The following is a 16,679-nucleotide window of genomic DNA, read 5'->3' as shown; positions in this document are numbered from 1 at the left end:
AAATGCCCGTGCAAATTTTCAGACGGCCAAACAAAACAGAATGCCTGTCTGAAAGTTTCAGACAGGTATTTAACAGCCTGATAAAAGCCGTTAATGAAAACCGCCCCGCCAACGCAGCGCATTTAACTTCCCGTTGCCGATAAAAAGAAGCCGAACCGATTTATAATGGCCCGCTTAAACAAACCGGAAAGTACCCGTTATGGCCAGAACCCAAACCAAAACCGCCGCGCCCCAAGCCATTGAAACCGTTCTCTGGGCAGCCGCCAACAAACTGCGAAACAATATTGACGCCGCCGAATACAAACATATCGTGCTCGGCCTGATTTTTCTGAAATACATCTCCGACAGCTTCGAGACCAAATACCGGCAATTACAACAAGAAGAATACGCTGACCCCGAAGACCGCGACGAATATCTGGCCGACAATATTTTCTTTGTGCCCGAAAACGCCCGCTGGCAGCAACTGGTCGGCAATGCCAAACAGAGCAATATCGGCGTATTGGTGGACCAAGCCATGGAAAACATCGAGCACGACAACACCCAGCTCAAAGGCGTGTTACCCAAAGTGTATGCCCGCCAGAATCTCGACCCGACCAAATTGGGTGAATTGATTGACGAAGTCCACAAAATCGACCTCGACCACACCGCCGACCGCTCCGCCGATATTTTGGGGCATGTGTTCGAATACTTTTTAGGCGAATTCGCCCTGGCCGAAGGCAAACAGGGCGGGCAGTTCTACACGCCCAAATCCATCGTCAAACTGCTGGTCAACATGATCGAGCCATACCAAGGGCGCGTGTTCGATCCCTGCTGCGGTTCGGGCGGCATGTTTGTGCAGTCGGAAGCCTTTATCGAAGCCCATCAAGGGCGCATCGACAACATTTCCATTTACGGCCAGGAAAGCAACCAAACCACATGGCGGCTGTGCAAAATGAACCTCGCCATCCGCGGCATCAATGCCGAGCATGTGTATTGGAACAGCGAAGGATCGTTTCTCAACGATGCCCACCAAGATTTGAAAGCCGATTTTATCCTCGCCAATCCGCCGTTTAACGTTTCGGATTGGTGGAACGAAAAACTCGCCGGTGATGCGCGCTGGCGTTACGGCACTCCGCCCGCAGGCAATGCCAACTTCGCCTGGCTGCAACACTTTCTGCACCATCTCGCCCCGCAGGGGCAGGCGGGTGTGGTGCTTGCCAAAGGCGCACTCACCAGCAAAACCGGCGGCGAAGGCGGCATCCGCAAAGCCTTGGTTGACGATGCCAACGTGATCGACTGCATCGTCAACCTGCCTGCCAAACTGTTTTTAAACACCCAAATTCCCGCCGCCTTATGGTTTATGCGCAAAGACCGCGCCGACACCCGCCGCTACCGCGACCGCAGCGAAGAAGTGCTGTTTATTGACGTGCGCAACATGGGGCAACTGATTAACCGCAAAAACAAAATCCTTACCGACGACGACATCGCCAAAATCAGCGGCACCTACCACAACTGGCGGAATAAAGACGGCGCATACCAAGACATCGCCGGTTTTTGCGCCAGCGTGCCGCGCGGCAAAATCGCCGAATTGGACTATGTGCTCACCCCGGGGCGTTATGTAGGGCTGCCTGAAGAAGAGGACGAATTTAACTTTGCCGAACGCTTTGCCGCTTTGCAAAATGAGCTAAACGAACAACTGGCAGAAGAAACCCGTTTAAACGCACAGATTGCCGAACAGTTGGCAAAAATTCGTTTAAATGAGGTGACGGAATGAGTGGGTGGAGAGAAAAGAAATTAGGAGAGTTTATATATTTTCAACGTGGGCATGATTTACCCAAAAGTCAAATGCAAGCAGGAAGTATTCCAGTCGCAGGCTCAAATGGTGTAATTGGTTACCATAATGAAGCAACCTGTGATGGAAAAGGTATTACCATAGGTAGAAGTGGCAATATTGGAACGCCCAAATACTATTCAACAAAATTTTGGGCTCATAATACCGTTTTGTATGTCAAAAATTTTTTTGGAAATGATGAAAAATTTGCATTTTATTTATTAAAAACATTAGATTTCTCAGGATTTAATACAGGAAGTGCCGTCCCCACTTTAAATAGAAATTACATTCATGAATTAATTATTAGCCCCCCTCCTCTTCCCGAACAAAAAGCGATTGCCGATGTTTTATCCGCACTAGACGATAAAATCGACCTGCTGCACCGCCAAAACCACACCTTGGAACAAATGGCAGAAACCCTGTTCCGCCAATGGTTTGTGGAAGAAGCACGGGAAGATTGGGAGGAAAAGCCATTAAGCAGTATTGCAACTTTTACCAATGGTTTGGCTTGTCAAAAATTTCCCGTTCAAATCGGAGAGCGAGGTTTACCCGTTTTAAAAATTAAAGAATTGACTTCAGGTATTAGCGATAGTTCGGATTGGGCAACGGAAACAGTTAAATCTGAATATATTGTTGAAAATGGGGATATTATTTTTGCTTGGTCGGCATCACTAATGGTAAAAATTTGGTCTGGGCAAAAATGTGTATTGAACCAGCATTTATTCAATGTGAAATCAAAAGATTATCCAAAATGGTTTTATTACGAATGGTGTAAATTTCATTTGGCGGAGTTTATTTCAGTAGCACAAAGTCATGCTACAACCATGGGGCATATCAAACGCAAAGATTTGGACGAAGCAATGGTCAAAATCCCTTCATCTGAAACATTAGCCACAATGAGCCAAACTATGAAGCCATTGCTTGATAAACGTATTGTTAATTCCCAACAAATCCAAACCCTGGAAACTCTGCGCGATACCTTATTGCCCAAACTGATCAGCGGCGAAGTGCGCGCGGCTTTTCAGACGGCCTGAAAGCTTTTATATCCGTTGCGGAGAAAATCATGAGCCACAATCTTTTCGAACAAGCCAAACAACACGATGAACACGGTGTCGAATTTTGGTCGGCACGGACATTGCAGGATATTCTGGAATACAGCGAATGGCGTAATTTTTCCAAGGCCATTGACCGCGCCATAACAGCTTGTAAAAAATCAGGAAGCCTACCCGAAGACCATGTTTGTTGAGGTCAACAAAATGGCGGTAACCGGCTCGGGTGCACAGCGGGAACAAACCGGCTACCGTTTGAGCCGTTATACATCATCACAAAAATCAGGATTTCAGGCAGCCTGAAACCGCAATATTTAGGAGTTTCAACAATGAATAAAAAACGATTGGCGGATATTCCGCCCAATAGCCGGAGTTATCAAAACGAACAGGCCAAAGTGGTGCCGATGCAGCTACAGAATAACGAAGCCACCAAGCGTTTGGTATTGCACAGCGCCAAACGGGTTATTGCCGCCCATCAAGCCGAATTACGCAAGTTGGCTGACAAATGAATCACGCGATTACTCAAGAATTTGTTATCGCCGTTCATGATGAGATTTTACGGCAAACCGGCATCGGGCGCGGCGGCGTTCACTTGGAACGGTTGGAAGGCGTGCTGGGGCGGATTGAGCAGCAGATTCATTACAAGCAAATCGATAATATATTTGAAATTAGGGCATGCTTTTATAGACGGAAACAAGCGCACGGCTTTGGCTGTGATGCTGACTTTTCTGGAAATACAAGGTGTGGACATCCAATACGACAGCGGCTTGGACGATTTAATGGTCGATATAGTAGAAAGCCGCTGCTAACATGAAGCCTTATCGCGGATGGTGGCGGAATTTTTATATAAATTAACGGTATAGCGAAAAAAACGATGAGCAGACTTACCGAAAACGATATCGAACTCATGGCTATTGAAGCGTTGCAGGCTTTGGGCTGGGATTACCGCTACGGTGCGGACATCGAACCGAAGGGGGCAGCGCCTTTGCGTGCTTATGGCGAAGTGTTGCTCAAAGAACGGGTGGAAGCGGCCTTGCAACGCATCAATCCGCAGTTGAGCGGTGCCGATACCGCGCAGGTATGGCGGCAAATCAACGATACCGCCACACCCGATACGCTTGCCAATAACCGCCGTTTTCATCAGCTCCTCACCCAAGGCGTGATGTTGGAGCGGAAAATTAACGGCGAAACGCGCGGCGAAATGGTGCATTTGCTGGATTTCGACGATGTATCCGCCAATGAGTTTTGGGTGGTCAACCAAATCACCATCAAACACGGGCAGCACGAACGGCGGCCGGATGTGGTGCTGTATGTCAACGGTTTTCCTTTGGTGGTGATGGAATTGAAAAATGCGGCCAACGAACACGCCACCGTGGCTGCGGCCTTCCGCCAAATCCAGACTTATCAGGCGCAGTTGCCGTCTTTATACACTTTCAATGCGTTTAATGTGGTTTCAGACGGCCTGGAGGCGCGTGCCGGCACATTATCGGCCGATTTGTCGCGCTATATGGCATGGAAAAGCCACAACGGCCAAACCGAGGCCGAACGCACCGAGCCGCAGTTAAACGTGTTGATAAAAGGCTTGCTCAACCCGGTTATGCTGTTGGATATGCTGCGCCATTTTATTGTGTTTGAAGACATGAAACACGAAGCGGCAGACGGCACGGTAACCGTTAAACCGGTGAAGAAAATGGCGGCGTATCATCAGTATTACGCGGTGAATGCGGCGGTGTTGTCCACTTTGCGCGCGGTGGGGCAAAGCCTGCCCGCCACCGCAGGCGCTTATGCCGCCGAAGTGGCGGTGCACGGCAGGCCGAACACCGTTACCAATGCCAAACAGGGCGATAAAAAAGCGGGCGTGGTGTGGCATACGCAGGGTTCGGGCAAATCGTTATCGATGGTGTTTTATGCGGGAAAAATCGTTTTGGCGCTGGATAATCCGACCATCGTGGTGGTAACCGACCGCAACGATTTGGACGACCAATTGTTCGGCACGTTTTCGGCAGCCAAAGATTTGCTGCGGCAAGCGCCGAAACAGGCCGAATCGCGCGAAGACTTGAAACAATTGTTGTCGGTGAAATCGGGCGGCGTGGTGTTTACCACCATCAATAAATTCCAGCCTGATGACGGCAAAAGCGTGTATGAGCAATTATCCGACCGCAGCAATATTGTGGTGATTGCGGATGAGGCGCACCGCTCGCAATACGGTTTTTCTGCCAAAGAAGCGGATATTAAAAACGAAAACGGCAAGGTAACGGGCAAGCGCACGGTTTACGGTTTTGCCAAATATATGCGCGATGCGCTGCCCAACGCCACGTATTTGGGTTTTACCGGCACGCCGATCGAAAGCTATGATGTGAACACGCCGGCGGTGTTCGGCAATTATGTGGATATTTACGATATTTCGCAGGCGGTGGAAGACGGAGCAACGGTGCGGATTTTCTATGAAAGCCGTTTGGCGAAAATTCATTTGGATGATCAGGGCCGCGAGCTGATCCGCCAATTAGACGAAGAATTGGACGAGCAGGAAGAAGCCGCGCCGAACCAAGCCGAAAAACGCAAATGGGCAAGAGTGGAAGCGATTGTCGGCAGCAGCGGGCGCCTTAAAGAAGTGGCCCAAGATATCGTTCAGCACTTTGAAGCCCGCCTGAAAGCCAATGCAGGGCAAGGCAAGGGCATGATCGTGGCGATGTCGCGCCGGATTGCCGTTAATCTGTATAAAGAAATTGTGGCGGTTAAACCGGAATGGCACAGCGATGAGCTTAAAGCCGGCGCCATTAAAGTGGTCATGACCTCTTCGGCTTCAGACGGCGCCGATATGGCCAAGCACCACACCAGCAAAGGCGACCGCCAGCAATTGGCGTTGCGCATGAAAAACGATGACGATCCGCTCAAACTGGTGATTGTGCGCGATATGTGGCTTACGGGCTTTGATGCGCCGTGTATGCACACGCTCTACATCGACAAGCCGATGAAAGGGCACAATCTGATGCAGGCGATTGCCCGTGTGAACCGTGTACACCGCGATAAAACGGGCGGTTTGGTGGTGGATTATCTGGGCATTGCCGCCGATTTGAAAAATGCCCTGAGTTTTTACGCCTCCGCCGGCGGCCGCGGCGAGCCGGCCTTGCTGCAAGATGAGGCGGTGCTGGTGTTGCGCGAAAAAATGGATGTGCTGGAAGATATGCTGCACAGCTTTGATGCGGCGGAATATTTTACCGCCGATACCGCGCGCAAATTAGCCGTTATATTGGAAGCCGAAGATTTTATTTTGGGGCTTGACCAAGGGCGCGGCAAAGAACGTTTTCTGGCGGCGGTGTTGGCGGCTTCCAAAGCCTTTGCTTTGGCCGTGCCGCATGATACGGCCATGGAATATGCGCCGCTTTTGGCGTTTTATCAGGCGGTGAAGGCGCGTTTGGCAAAATTTACCGCCGGGGCGGGCAGCAATAATATTCAGGAGGATTTGGCGCAACGCGTGCGCCAAACCATCGATCAGGCTTTGGTAAGCGAATCGGTGGTGGATATTTTTGATGCAGCAGGCATTCAAAAACCCGACATCAGCATTTTATCCGATGAATTTATGGAAGAAATGCGCGGTTACCGGCATAAAAATGTGGCATTGGAAACCCTGAAAAAACTGCTGAACGATGAAATCAAAGTGCGCAGCCGAAAAAGCGTTACCGAAGGCAAAAAACTGGCACAAATGCTGGATAATGCGATTAAAGGTTATCAAAACAAGGTATTGACCGCAGCCGAAGTGATTGATGAGCTGATTAAACTGGCAAAAGAAATCCAATCATCCGACAAACTGGCCGAAGAATTGGGTTTAAGCGAGTTTGAATTTGCCTTTTATTCTGCCGTGGCCGCCAACGACAGCGCCAAAGAATTGATGGGAAAAGACAAATTGCGCGAATTGGCAGTGGTGCTCACCAACCAAATCCGCAACAGCGTAACGGTGGATTGGTGGAATCGGGAAGATGCCAGAGCGAAAATCCGCGTAATGGTCAAACGTTTGCTGAAGAAATACGGCTATCCGCCCGATATGGAGCAGCTCGCCACCGAAACGGTGTTAAAACAGGCGGAAATGATGGCAGCGGAAATGGTGTGATAACGGCGTTTGAACGGTTTTGATCCGATAAACTGCAAAGGCCTGTCTGAAAACAAAGCATCTGTTTTCAAACAGGCCTGATGTTTTGCCGAATCTGTTTGCCCGCAATCGGCAAAATCAAAATAAGGCCGTCTGAAATATCCAACCGCCGTCATACTCGGGCTTGACCCGGGTATCTCTATTTTTTCAAAACAAAAAGATACCCGGGTCAAGCCCGAGGCGTGTATTCCGGATACTTTCAAGCAGGCATCAGACAGGCCGAGGCCTTTACCCTCTTCCCCGATGCAGATGCAGCTAAGGCGTAACAGTGCAGCGGGGCAGACATATCACACTGATAGGCATGCGGGTGAGCAGTAATCCAAAGGGGGATAAACTTACAACTCAGAAATCGCCGCAGATGGGGATGCGGATATTGCAAAGGCCTTAGGCCGTCTGAAAACCATTATTTGTCCAACCCCTGCTCTTTCAGCCAGGCGGCCGGATGCTCGGCCACTTCGGCGTTGTTCAAATCGCTGAACGGAAAATGGGTGTTGCCTTTGATACCCACTTTCGGCAGGTGCACCAGCGTGGCTTTGCCGCCGTGTTTGTTGACGGTATCCACCCAATCCTGCGCCAGTTTCATGCGCATATACCATTGGTCGCCGCCCTGGGTGCCGTTTGGCGCATCGGGGATGAAGTCGCCGAAGTAGATCGCAATCGGGATTTGCGTGAGGCGGCGGAAGGTGTCGGCATCGGTTTTCATCGGGGCGATGTTGCCGAAGCAGTTTTCCATCAGCGGCGGCACTTCGCGGGGAAGGGGAAGTTGCCCGGCTCGTAGGCCGCCACGGCTTTTACGTTGGGGTTTTGGCCGGCTATCAACCAGCCGAACGCGCCGCCGGCGGAGTGGGTAATCAGAATGCCGCCGCCGGTTTTGTCGAACAGCGCGCCCATGCCGGCGGTGACGGCGGCGGCATCGGTGGGGCCGGTGTCGGGGGTGATGGTGCGGAAAAATTGTTGCAGCGATTCTTTATCTTGCGGGAAGGCAACGCCGGGGTTGAAATCGGGATAGGTGCCGATGCGGAACCGGGCGAACCAAAACTGGTCATCGGGCACGGCTTGGATTTCCGCACCAACGGTGCTGCGGCCGGATTGCCCGCAGCGCGGCTGGTCCACCAGATACACGGGGTAGCGTTTGCGCAGGAAGATGTTTTGGAAACCTTCGCGCCCGTCAGGCGTGGTCTGCCAAGCGCGCATGGAGCCGCCGTATCCGTGCAGAAACACCAGCGGCAGGCGGCGGGTGCGCTCAGGGATTTGGTAGAACACGGCGGCGCGCCGTGCAGGGTTTGGCCGCCGGCTTGGGTGGAAGCCTGATAGACATGTTGCTGCTGCCTTTGAGGGCCGCGGAGTCGGCACTGTAGCGGCCTGCGCTGGTTTTCACAGTGCCGCCGATGGCGAAACTGCCTTGTTCGGCCAGTGTGAGGCGGCCGTTGCCGCTTTGGGCGCAGGCAGCCTGCGCAAGGGATAAGGTGGTGAGCAATAAGTTTTTTTTCACGGGTTTTCTTCCTTTTCGAGTTTTCAGACGGCCTGAATATCCTCAGCCGATGATGCGGGTTTCGCTGATCATAAAGCCCGCAATACGCCGGCTGATCAACCATGTTCCGCCCTGCTTCACATAATTATCTTGATAGCGCACGCTGTGGTCTTGCAAAACCTGCCTGCCTTCTTGTTCACCCACCAGTTTCACCGCGCAATAATTAACGGCCTCGGCCTCGGTTCCGCTGCGGAAGGTTACGGTATGCTGACCGTTGAGGTGGTAAACCGTGTGGAAACCGGCTAAAAAATCACTAAACACTTTTTCAATTTCTGCGCGGCCTTTCATTTCGGCAAACAGTTTGCCGCCGATATAAGTGGTAACGCGGGCATCTTCGGTAAATAAGGCCATCTGCTCGGCCACGCGTTTTTCATCGGCCAGATTGGAAAAGGCGTCCGCCAAGTCTTTCAAAGCCTGGCACTCGGTTTGTTGGTTATGAATGGCCATATCGGCTTCCTTTCAGTTAGTGGGTTGATTGATACAGGCAGCCGCTTTCGCCCGAAACGGCCTGCGCCGGTGCCGTTGCGGTGGAAAAAAGGGCTTTGCCCGCATAGGCCTCACATTTTTCCAGCCGCGCCTGCATGTTTTCAGACGGCCTCAATCTGCTTCAAGGCCGTCTGAAAAGCATCGGCAGAGCAAACGCCTAATCGTGGATTTTTACGCCGCCCAGCCATTTCACCCGCTCGGGGTCGCGGTGGTCGAAAAACAGGCTTGCGCCGGTGTCGAGTGCGGCAATCTGCTCCCTATCCTGCCCGTTCAGCTCGAAATCGAAAATCTGCCACGCGCTCGGGGGTGGCCGATTTGGGAATCACCGCCACGCCGCGCCGGTTGAGCCAGCGCAGAATCACCTGCACCACGCTTTTGCCGTGCTTGGCGGCAATGGCCGACAGCACGGGATGCTTGAAAATATCGTTGCACCCCTCGGTAAACGAAGCCCACGATTGGGTGAGGATGCCGTGTTCGGCATGAAACGCCCGCTCGTTTTCGCGCCGGTAGAAAGGGTGCATCTCAATCTGATTGACAGCGGGGGCGATGCGGTTGTGCACCATCAAATCCATCACACGGTCGGGGTGGAAATTGGAAACGCCGATGGCGCGGATTTTGCCCGCCATGCGCCGTGCACATTAGCAGGGCAAACCCGCAAGTTAGCAGGGCAAACCCGCAAGGCCTTATGAATTTTTTTCAGCAATCACACCCTTGCAGCCCGCATGCACACGCTGTTATCCGTCATCGCTTTTCGGCGCATTCGGGCTTCAGCCCGATATTGCCCGAACAAACTCCGCCGTGTCTGCGCGGGGTTTGCTGGCGGCCTGCAGCGGCCAAGCAAACAGCCCAACCCTTATGTTTTCTGCGCCTGCTCCCGTTTTGCCGCCAAAAAATTCCAATATGGCAATCCATTGATTACCCAACACGGCAAAACCGTTTGAGCGGCGGTGCCAATATCGTTATGCGGTTATAAAGCAGCGGCCGCTGCCCGCAGGCCGCGCAGACACCGCGCACCGCTTTTGCCGCGATGATTAAGGCTTTGCAAAATCATCAAGGCCGTCTGAAACATATTTTTCAGACGGCCTCGAAATGTTCAAACCATTAACGCGTTACCGGTTTGTAGCGTATCCGTTTCGGTTTCACGCCCTCTTCACCCAGGCGGCGTTTTTTATCGGCTTCGTATTCCTGATAGTTTCCATCGAAAAACACCCATTTGCTGTCGCCCTCGCAGGCCAGAATATGGGTGGCGATGCGGTCGAGAAACCAGCGGTCGTGCGAAATCACCATCACGCTGCCGGCAAATTCCAACAAAGCATCTTCCAGCGCGCGCAGGGTTTCCACATCCAAATCGTTGGAAGGCTCATCCAGCAGCAGCACGTTGCCGCCGGAGAGCAGGGTTTTGGCCAGGTGCAGACGGCCGCGCTCGCCGCCGGATAAATTGCCGGCGGTTTTGCTCTGGTCGCTGCCTTTGAAGTTGAAACGGCCGAGATAGGCGCGCGCGGGAATTTCAAACTGGCCCACCTGCAGAATATCGCGGCCTTCGGCGATGTTGTCGAACACGGTTTTGTCGTTTTGCAAACCGTCGCGGCTTTGATCAATCAGGCTCATTTTCACGGTTTGGCCGATTTTCACTTCACCGGAATCGGGCTGCTCTTTGCCCGAAATCATCTTAAACAAGGTGGATTTTCCCGCGCCGTTGGGGCCGATGATGCCGACAATCGCGCCGGGCGGCACTTTGAAACTCAAACCGTCAATCAGCAGTTTGTCGCCGAACGATTTGGAAACATTCGAAAATTCAATCACTTCATTGCCCAAACGCTCGGCCACGGGGATAAAGATTTCCTGCGTTTCGTTGCGCTTTTGGTATTCGTAATTGCTCATTTCTTCAAAACGCGCCAGCCGCGCTTTTGATTTGGCCTGACGGCCTTTGGCATTTTGGCGCACCCATTCCAGCTCCTGCTTCATGGCTTTGATGCGGGCAGCTTCAGATTTGGCCTCATGTGCCAAACGCTGCTCTTTCTGCTCCAGCCAAGAAGAATAATTGCCTTTCCACGGGATGCCGTGGCCGCGGTCGAGCTCCAAAATCCATTCGGCGGCGTTGTCTAAAAAATAGCGGTCGTGGGTAACGGCCACCACCGTGCCGGGGAAGCGCACCAAAAACTGCTCCAGCCATTCCACCGATTCCGCGTCCAAATGGTTGGTCGGCTCGTCCAACAGCAGCATATCGGGTTTGCTCAACAACAGTTTGCACAAGGCCACGCGGCGTTTTTCGCCGCCGGAGAGCACGCCGATTTTGGTATCCCATTCAGGCAGGCGCAGCGCATCGGCGGCGATTTCCAGCTCGTGTTCCGCACCGCCGCCGCTGGAAGAGCCGGCCGCGATAATTGCTTCCAAACGCCCCTGCTCTTCGGCCAGCGCATCGAAATCGGCATCAGGGTCGGCATAGGCGGCATACACTTCTTCCAAACGTTTCTGCGCCGCCGCCACCTCGCCCAAGCCGCTTTCCACTTCTTCGCGCACGGTTTTTTCGGGGTCTAATTCAGGCTCTTGCGGCAAATAGCCGATTTTGATGCCGCCCATCGGCACGGCCTCGCCTTCAAATTCTTTGTCCACGCCGGCCATAATGCGCAACACGGTGGACTTGCCCGCGCCGTTCAAGCCCAGCAGGCCGATTTTGGCACCGGGAAAAAACGACAGCGAAATATCTTTGATGATGGTTTTCTGCGGCGGAACAACCTTGCTCACGCGCAGCATGGAATAAACATATTGGCTCATATCAACCTCTGGGTTCAAAAATAACTCAATAATCATTTGGCGCAGCCTCTGCCGATCAGCGGGACGCAAAGGCTGCCGCCTTGCAAGCACGGCCTGCGGCGCACCTGCCCGATGCCCGCCCGGCCGTCTGAAACGGCTGCACCGCCGCCCTACCTGCCCTGCCCTGAAGCAATCCGGCCATACCCGGCTGAAAGGTTTTCAGACGGCCTGAAATTTTACTGCCGCAACCTGAAAAATCCGGCGGTGCAGGGGCAGCCCGCTTCGGGCATGATGCCCGGCCGGCGGGCGGGGTTGCCAAAAGATGCCGGAGTGCGGCGGCAACACCGACCGGTATTCAAAAATACCGTTATCCCGACATCCGAGGCCGTCTGAAAACGGCACGGGCAGACGGAATACAAACACAACCGCAGGCCGTCAAAACCCAGCCGAAATGCAGCAGCATCGTATCTCGGGCGGTCAGTCGATTTTCACATAGGCCACCGACAAAACCTCGATTACCTCCCTGCCTTCGGGGCCGTGCAACACCACTTCGTCGCCTTCGCGTGCTTTAATCAGGCAGCGCGCCAGCGGCGACACCCATGAAATTTTGTTTTGGGCGGCATCTATTTCATCGATGCCGACAATTTTTACCACCTGCCCGCTGCCATTGCCCCGCAACAATTCTACCGTGGCGCCGAAAAATATTTGGTCGGTGGCCTCGCGGGTTTCAGGGTCGATCACCTGCGCCGCTTCCAGGCGTTTGGTTAGAAAACGGATACGGCGGTCGATTTCGCGCATACGGCGTTTGCCGTAAAGGTAATCGCCGTTTTCGCTGCGGTCGCCGTTGCCCGCCGCCCAGTTTACAATCTGAACGATTTCGGGGCGCTCTTTGTGAACCAGGCTGTAGAGTTCGTCTTTCAAAGCCTGCCAGCCTGCGGGGGTGATGTAGTTGGGAGGGGCTCCGCTCATTGCCGATGCCGTCTGAAACGTGTAAAGAGGGCATTTTAACCGATTGGCGCGTTTTTTTCAGACGGCCTTCACCGCCCCGGCCTACCGCGCCGCAACCCGCTCCGATTTCATTTATAAATACATTATAAAACATAATCTTATGCTATGTTTTCAAAGCAGGAAGCCGCAATATTGGCCACGGGCGGGCGGCCCTGCGCCCGAGCGGTCAATATCTCGGCAGGGTCGAATCTACCCGCAGCGACCAGGCATCAATGCCGCCTTGCAGGTTATACAGTTCGTCAAAACCCGCATCGGCCAGATACATGGCTGTGTGCAGACTGCGCACGCCGTGGTGGCAATACACCACAATCGGGCCTTCATCGGGCAGCTCGTTATGGCGCAGCGGAATCAGGTTCATGGGAATGTGTGTATGGCCGGGCAGCGCGCAGAGCGCAACTTCTTCATCGGTACGCACATCCAGCAGGGTCAGCACTTTGCCTTCGGCCAGCCATTGCTGCAATTGTTCGGGAGTGATTTGTGGAATCATGATGTGTTTAAGCGTGTGGCGAGGCCGTCTGAAAAGCGTTCAGACGGCCTCTAAACCTTTGCGGATTCAAGCCCCGCCGAAAAACCGTCTGCACGGGGCCGGGTTTCTGATGCGGGCAGGTTGCGCGGTTAAAACTGAAACTTGCCGGCGGCAGGAGCGTTCAGATAAGGGATATAGGTATCGAACAGCGTGCGCTCGGTAAAGGCTTCGCCGTTTCGGGTAATCAGCAAAGCGCGCTGGACGGGCTTGCCGCCCGCCACCACCACCATGCGGCCGCCGTTTTTGAGCTGGTTTTTCAAGGCTTCGGGCACAGCAGGCACGGCACCGCCGATATACACGGCATCAAACGGTGCACTTTCGGAAACACCCGCCAGGCCGTCGCCTGTTTGATAAACCACGTTGTCGAAACCGAGGCCGTCCAGCACGTTTTTGGCGCGCTGCTGTTGCTCGGCATCGATATCTACCGTAACAACGCTGCCGCCCAGTTTATGCAGCAGCGCGGTGGCGTAACCCGAGCCGGTGCCGACTTCCAACACGCGCTCTCCGGCTTTCAGCGCCAGCCCCTGAATCAAACGGGCAACGGTTTTCGGCTCGAGCATACTGCCGCCGTTGGGCAGCGGCAGCGCGGTATCGGCATAGGCATAAGCCTGCTGTGCTTCGCTGACAAAACGCTCGCGCGGCACTTCGGCCAATGCGTCTAAAACATCAAAATCCAACACATCCCAGGGGCGGATTTGTTGTTCTACCATATTGAAACGCGCTTGTTCAAAATTCATGCCTTGCTCCGTGGTGGTTGGGTGTCGGGTTTGGTTTTCGGATTATACGGCGTTTTATGCGGCCGCAACAATGTTTCAGACGGCCTTGCAATGCCTTAAACCCTTGCCGGCGGTATGTTTTGCCGCCGGCAGCAGATCTTTTCGGTTACGGTTCCGGGCGGCAGAACGATTCCATCGCCCGCCTCGGCGGCTTGCAAAACCGCTTCCTTTGAGCCGCGCCGCAGCAAAATAAAAAACTCACTGCTAAGCACCGTATTGCGCCCACAGTTGCTCTTGCAGGTTCATCTCTTCTCCGCCGGCGGCAGGTTCGGCGCGCACATAGCTGCCGTCCGGCCGCATCAGCCACGCCTGCCGGTTGTCCTGCAGGGCGAGGGTGAGGCCTTCGCGTATCACGCGGGCTTTGAGGGCGGCATCTTCGATGGGGGTGCAGGTTTCGATGCGGCGGAAGAAGTTGCGCCCCATCCAGTCGGCGCTGGAAATATAGGTGTTTTCTTCGCCATCGTTATAAAAATAATATACGCGCGAATGCTCGAGCTGGCGGCCGATGATGGAGCGCACGCGGATATTGTCCGACAGGCCGGGCACTTCGGGGCGCAGCGCGCACATGCCGCGCACAATCAAATCAATCTGCACCCCTGCGGCGCTGGCAGCGTAGAGCGCTTCGATGATGCCGGGCTCGATTAGTGAATTCATCTTGGCGATAACCCATGCGGGGCGGCCCTCTTGGGCGTGGCGCATTTCGCGCTCTATGTTTTCTATCAGCATAGTGTGCAGCGTAAACGGGCTCTGATAGAGTGTGTTCAGACGGCCGGGCTGCCCCAAGCCTGTGATTTCCAAGAATAATGTATTCACATCGGCGGTGATGTCGCCATCGGCGGTAATCAGCCCGAAATCGGTATAGATGCGCGAAGTGCCTTGATGGTAGTTGCCCGTGCCCAAGTGGGCATAGCGTTTGAGCACACCGTTTTCACGCCGGATAACCAATGCCATTTTGGCATGCACCTTATAGCCGAACACGCCGTACACCACATGTGCGCCGGCATTTTCAAGCTGCTGCGCCCAATTGACGTTGTTGGCTTCGTCAAACCGCGCCATCAACTCCACCACCACAGTTACGATTTTCCCCGCCTGAGTGGCACGCAGCAGGGCTTTTACCAGCTCGGAATTGCTGCCGGTGCGGTAAATCGTCATTTTGATGGCGACAACATCGGGGTCGGCGGCGGCTTCCTGGATAAAACGCACCACCGGCTCAAACGATTGGTAGGGGTGGTGCAGCAGCACGGGGGCAGCAGCGGCGGCATCAATCACCGACTTGCCCTTGCTCAGGCTTTTGGGCAGCCCCGCCGTGCGGGGAGGGAACTTTAAATCAGGCCGTTCGACCATATCGGGCACAGCCATCAGGCGCACGAGATTGACGGGGCCTTTCACTTGGTAGAGCTCGTTAATGTCGAGCTTGAAATGGCCGAGTAGAAATTCATAGATGTGGGCAGGGCAGGTTTCGGCCACTTCAAGGCGCACACCGTCGCCGTATTCCCTGTCGTGCAGTTCGCTTTGGATGGCGGTGCGCAGGTTTTTCAGGTCTTCCTCATCAACGGTCAGGTCACTGTCGCGGGTGAGGCGGAACTGGTGGCAGCCTTTGACTTCCATGCCGGGAAAAAGCTTGCCGACATATTCGTGCAGAATCGATGATAAAAACACAAAGCCGTGGTCGCCGTTGCAGATTTCGGGCGGCAGTTTGATTACTCTCGGCAAAATGCGCGGTGCCTGCACAATCGCCATGCCCGAGGCACGGCCGAATGCATCGTTGCCCACCAACTCAACGGCGAAATTGAGCGATTTGTTGAGCGGGCGCGGAAACGGGTGCGAAGGGTCAAGCCCGATGGGGGTGAGGATTTGCAGCAGCTCGCGGTCGAAATAGTTTTGAATCCAGGCGCGCTGCTCTAGTGTCCAGTTGCGGCGGCGGTAGAAATGTATGCCTTCTTCGCTTAAGGCCGGCTGCAATTCTTCGTTAAACAGGGCGTATTGCTCGCGTATCAGCGCACGGGCTTCTTCGCGGGCGGCGGCAATGGTTTCGGCAGGCGTTTTGCCGCTGTCGAGAACCAAGTTGGGGCGCTGCTTGTGCTCGCGTTTGAGATAGGCCATGCGCACTTCGAAAAATTCATCGAGATTGGACGATACGATACACAAAAAGCGCAAACGCTCCAAAAGCGGCACGCGCGTATCCTGCGCCTGTGCCAACACGCGGCTGTTGAAAGCCAACAGGCTGAGTTCGCGGCAGAGTAATCGGTTGGTTTCAGACATTATCGGCTCCGTAATCAGACGGTATGGGTATGATTGTAAAATACGATTGTAAAATACAGTCAGTAAAGTATAACGTTTTTCGGCAACGGTTTCATAATCATAACGAGAGGCCGTCTGAAAATATTTTCAGACGGCCTTTTTGCGCGACGGGCATTCAGCCGGACACCCAGGGTCGAGCACGGTAAGCCGCAGTTGCCGTTTAAACGGTCTAAGCAGATGGTCTGCGCCCGCATGCTTCCCATGCCTGCTTACCCCGGCGGTTTTTGAATGTGCGGATGCGCGGAAACCAACCTTCTGCCTGTAGATCAACGCGTTTTATTCTGGCGGAGC

16 protein-coding genes and 1 pseudogene are annotated in these 16,679 nt (G+C 53.8%); 6 read left to right on the top strand and 11 right to left on the bottom strand.

Annotated features, from left to right (window positions below; all coding sequences use genetic code 11):
- The first annotated feature begins 199 nt into the window (after positions 1-199).
- The 6 genes and pseudogenes from H7A79_RS03695 (at position 200) to H7A79_RS03675 (ending at position 6,967) form a co-directional block, all read left to right on the top strand.
- Positions 200-1,753: a type I restriction-modification system subunit M gene (locus H7A79_RS03695; protein ID WP_187001080.1), complete on the top strand. Its 1,554-nt coding sequence runs from the start codon at positions 200-202 to the stop codon at positions 1,751-1,753.
- Positions 1,750-2,844: a restriction endonuclease subunit S gene (locus H7A79_RS03690; RefSeq protein ID WP_187001079.1), complete on the top strand. Its 1,095-nt coding sequence runs from the start codon at positions 1,750-1,752 to the stop codon at positions 2,842-2,844. Before H7A79_RS03695 ends, H7A79_RS03690 begins: the two co-directional genes overlap by 4 nt.
- A 29-nt stretch (positions 2,845-2,873) precedes the next feature.
- Positions 2,874-3,056, top strand: coding sequence for a hypothetical protein (locus tag H7A79_RS03685; RefSeq protein WP_187001078.1), 183 nt, complete (start codon positions 2,874-2,876; stop codon positions 3,054-3,056).
- A gap of 132 nt (positions 3,057-3,188) precedes the next feature.
- Positions 3,189-3,368 (top strand): hypothetical protein, encoded by a 180-nt coding sequence (locus H7A79_RS03680; RefSeq protein ID WP_135033861.1) that lies wholly within the window; start codon positions 3,189-3,191, stop codon positions 3,366-3,368.
- A gap of 114 nt (positions 3,369-3,482) precedes the next feature.
- A pseudogene (locus tag H7A79_RS15290) lies at positions 3,483-3,563 on the top strand (hypothetical protein); the annotation flags it as partial.
- A 170-nt stretch (positions 3,564-3,733) separates the two neighbouring features.
- Positions 3,734-6,967, top strand: coding sequence for a type I restriction endonuclease subunit R (locus H7A79_RS03675; protein WP_187001077.1), 3,234 nt, complete (start codon positions 3,734-3,736; stop codon positions 6,965-6,967).
- A gap of 442 nt (positions 6,968-7,409) precedes the next feature.
- Here H7A79_RS03675 and H7A79_RS03670 read toward each other — a convergent pair whose 3' ends face one another.
- From H7A79_RS03670 to ppk1, 11 genes are all read right to left on the bottom strand, one after another.
- Complete coding sequence (locus H7A79_RS03670) at positions 7,410-7,739, bottom strand: alpha/beta hydrolase family protein (protein WP_214646440.1); 330 nt, start codon at positions 7,737-7,739, stop codon at positions 7,410-7,412.
- The gene (locus H7A79_RS03665) at positions 7,739-8,269 is read right to left on the bottom strand and encodes an alpha/beta fold hydrolase (RefSeq protein WP_214646408.1); all 531 of its coding nucleotides are present in this window, start codon (positions 8,267-8,269) and stop codon (positions 7,739-7,741) included. The genes H7A79_RS03670 and H7A79_RS03665 overlap by 1 nt, the downstream gene beginning before the upstream one ends.
- Positions 8,250-8,498 (bottom strand): hypothetical protein, encoded by a 249-nt coding sequence (locus H7A79_RS03660; protein ID WP_214646407.1) that lies wholly within the window; start codon positions 8,496-8,498, stop codon positions 8,250-8,252. The genes H7A79_RS03665 and H7A79_RS03660 overlap by 20 nt, the downstream gene beginning before the upstream one ends.
- Positions 8,499-8,540: 42 nt before the next feature.
- A complete protein-coding gene (locus H7A79_RS03655) occupies positions 8,541-8,984 on the bottom strand; it encodes a nuclear transport factor 2 family protein (RefSeq protein ID WP_214646406.1) in 444 nt (147 codons plus the stop codon).
- A gap of 296 nt (positions 8,985-9,280) precedes the next feature.
- Positions 9,281-9,649, bottom strand: coding sequence for an aldo/keto reductase (locus H7A79_RS03650; RefSeq protein ID WP_214646405.1), 369 nt, complete (start codon positions 9,647-9,649; stop codon positions 9,281-9,283).
- Between the two features lie 475 nt (positions 9,650-10,124).
- A complete protein-coding gene (gene ettA, locus H7A79_RS03645) occupies positions 10,125-11,798 on the bottom strand; it encodes an energy-dependent translational throttle protein EttA (protein WP_135033859.1) in 1,674 nt (557 codons plus the stop codon).
- Positions 11,799-11,996: 198 nt separating this feature from the next.
- On the bottom strand, positions 11,997-12,200 hold the full coding sequence (locus H7A79_RS03640; RefSeq protein ID WP_187001076.1) for a hypothetical protein: 204 nt from the start codon (positions 12,198-12,200) through the stop codon (positions 11,997-11,999).
- A gap of 54 nt (positions 12,201-12,254) precedes the next feature.
- Positions 12,255-12,746 (bottom strand): transcription elongation factor GreB, encoded by a 492-nt coding sequence (gene greB / locus H7A79_RS03635; RefSeq protein ID WP_187001075.1) that lies wholly within the window; start codon positions 12,744-12,746, stop codon positions 12,255-12,257.
- Between the two features lie 205 nt (positions 12,747-12,951).
- On the bottom strand, positions 12,952-13,275 hold the full coding sequence (locus H7A79_RS03630) for a rhodanese-like domain-containing protein (protein WP_135033856.1): 324 nt from the start codon (positions 13,273-13,275) through the stop codon (positions 12,952-12,954).
- 125 nt (positions 13,276-13,400) lie between these two features.
- A complete protein-coding gene (locus tag H7A79_RS03625; RefSeq protein ID WP_187001074.1) occupies positions 13,401-14,048 on the bottom strand; it encodes a protein-L-isoaspartate O-methyltransferase family protein in 648 nt (215 codons plus the stop codon).
- A gap of 243 nt (positions 14,049-14,291) precedes the next feature.
- A complete protein-coding gene (gene ppk1, locus H7A79_RS03620; RefSeq protein ID WP_187001073.1) occupies positions 14,292-16,349 on the bottom strand; it encodes a polyphosphate kinase 1 in 2,058 nt (685 codons plus the stop codon).
- Positions 16,350-16,679 lie beyond the last annotated feature (330 nt).

The sequence above is a fragment of the Neisseria musculi genome, assembly GCF_014297595.2.
GTDB lineage: Bacteria > Pseudomonadota > Gammaproteobacteria > Burkholderiales > Neisseriaceae > Neisseria > Neisseria musculi.
Note: the sequence above shows the minus strand (reverse complement) of the source record. Positions and strands in the feature narration are given on the sequence as shown.

Bases quoted from the DNA above. Each gene is read 5' to 3' on its own strand.
- H7A79_RS03695 (WP_187001080.1), top strand. From the start codon at position 200: ATGGCCAGAACCCAAACCAAAACCGCCGCGCCCCAAGCCATTGAAACC.
- H7A79_RS03690 (WP_187001079.1), top strand. From the start codon at position 1,750: ATGAGTGGGTGGAGAGAAAAGAAATTAGGAGAGTTTATATATTTTCAA.
- H7A79_RS03685 (WP_187001078.1), top strand. From the start codon at position 2,874: ATGAGCCACAATCTTTTCGAACAAGCCAAACAACACGATGAACACGGT.
- H7A79_RS03680 (WP_135033861.1), top strand. From the start codon at position 3,189: ATGAATAAAAAACGATTGGCGGATATTCCGCCCAATAGCCGGAGTTAT.
- H7A79_RS03675 (WP_187001077.1), top strand. From the start codon at position 3,734: ATGAGCAGACTTACCGAAAACGATATCGAACTCATGGCTATTGAAGCG.
- H7A79_RS03670 (WP_214646440.1), bottom strand. From the start codon at position 7,739: ATGGAAAACTGCTTCGGCAACATCGCCCCGATGAAAACCGATGCCGAC.
- H7A79_RS03655 (WP_214646406.1), bottom strand. From the start codon at position 8,984: ATGGCCATTCATAACCAACAAACCGAGTGCCAGGCTTTGAAAGACTTG.
- H7A79_RS03650 (WP_214646405.1), bottom strand. From the start codon at position 9,649: ATGGCGGGCAAAATCCGCGCCATCGGCGTTTCCAATTTCCACCCCGAC.
- ettA (WP_135033859.1), bottom strand. From the start codon at position 11,798: ATGAGCCAATATGTTTATTCCATGCTGCGCGTGAGCAAGGTTGTTCCG.
- greB (WP_187001075.1), bottom strand. From the start codon at position 12,746: ATGAGCGGAGCCCCTCCCAACTACATCACCCCCGCAGGCTGGCAGGCT.
- H7A79_RS03625 (WP_187001074.1), bottom strand. From the start codon at position 14,048: ATGAATTTTGAACAAGCGCGTTTCAATATGGTAGAACAACAAATCCGC.
- ppk1 (WP_187001073.1), bottom strand. From the start codon at position 16,349: ATGTCTGAAACCAACCGATTACTCTGCCGCGAACTCAGCCTGTTGGCT.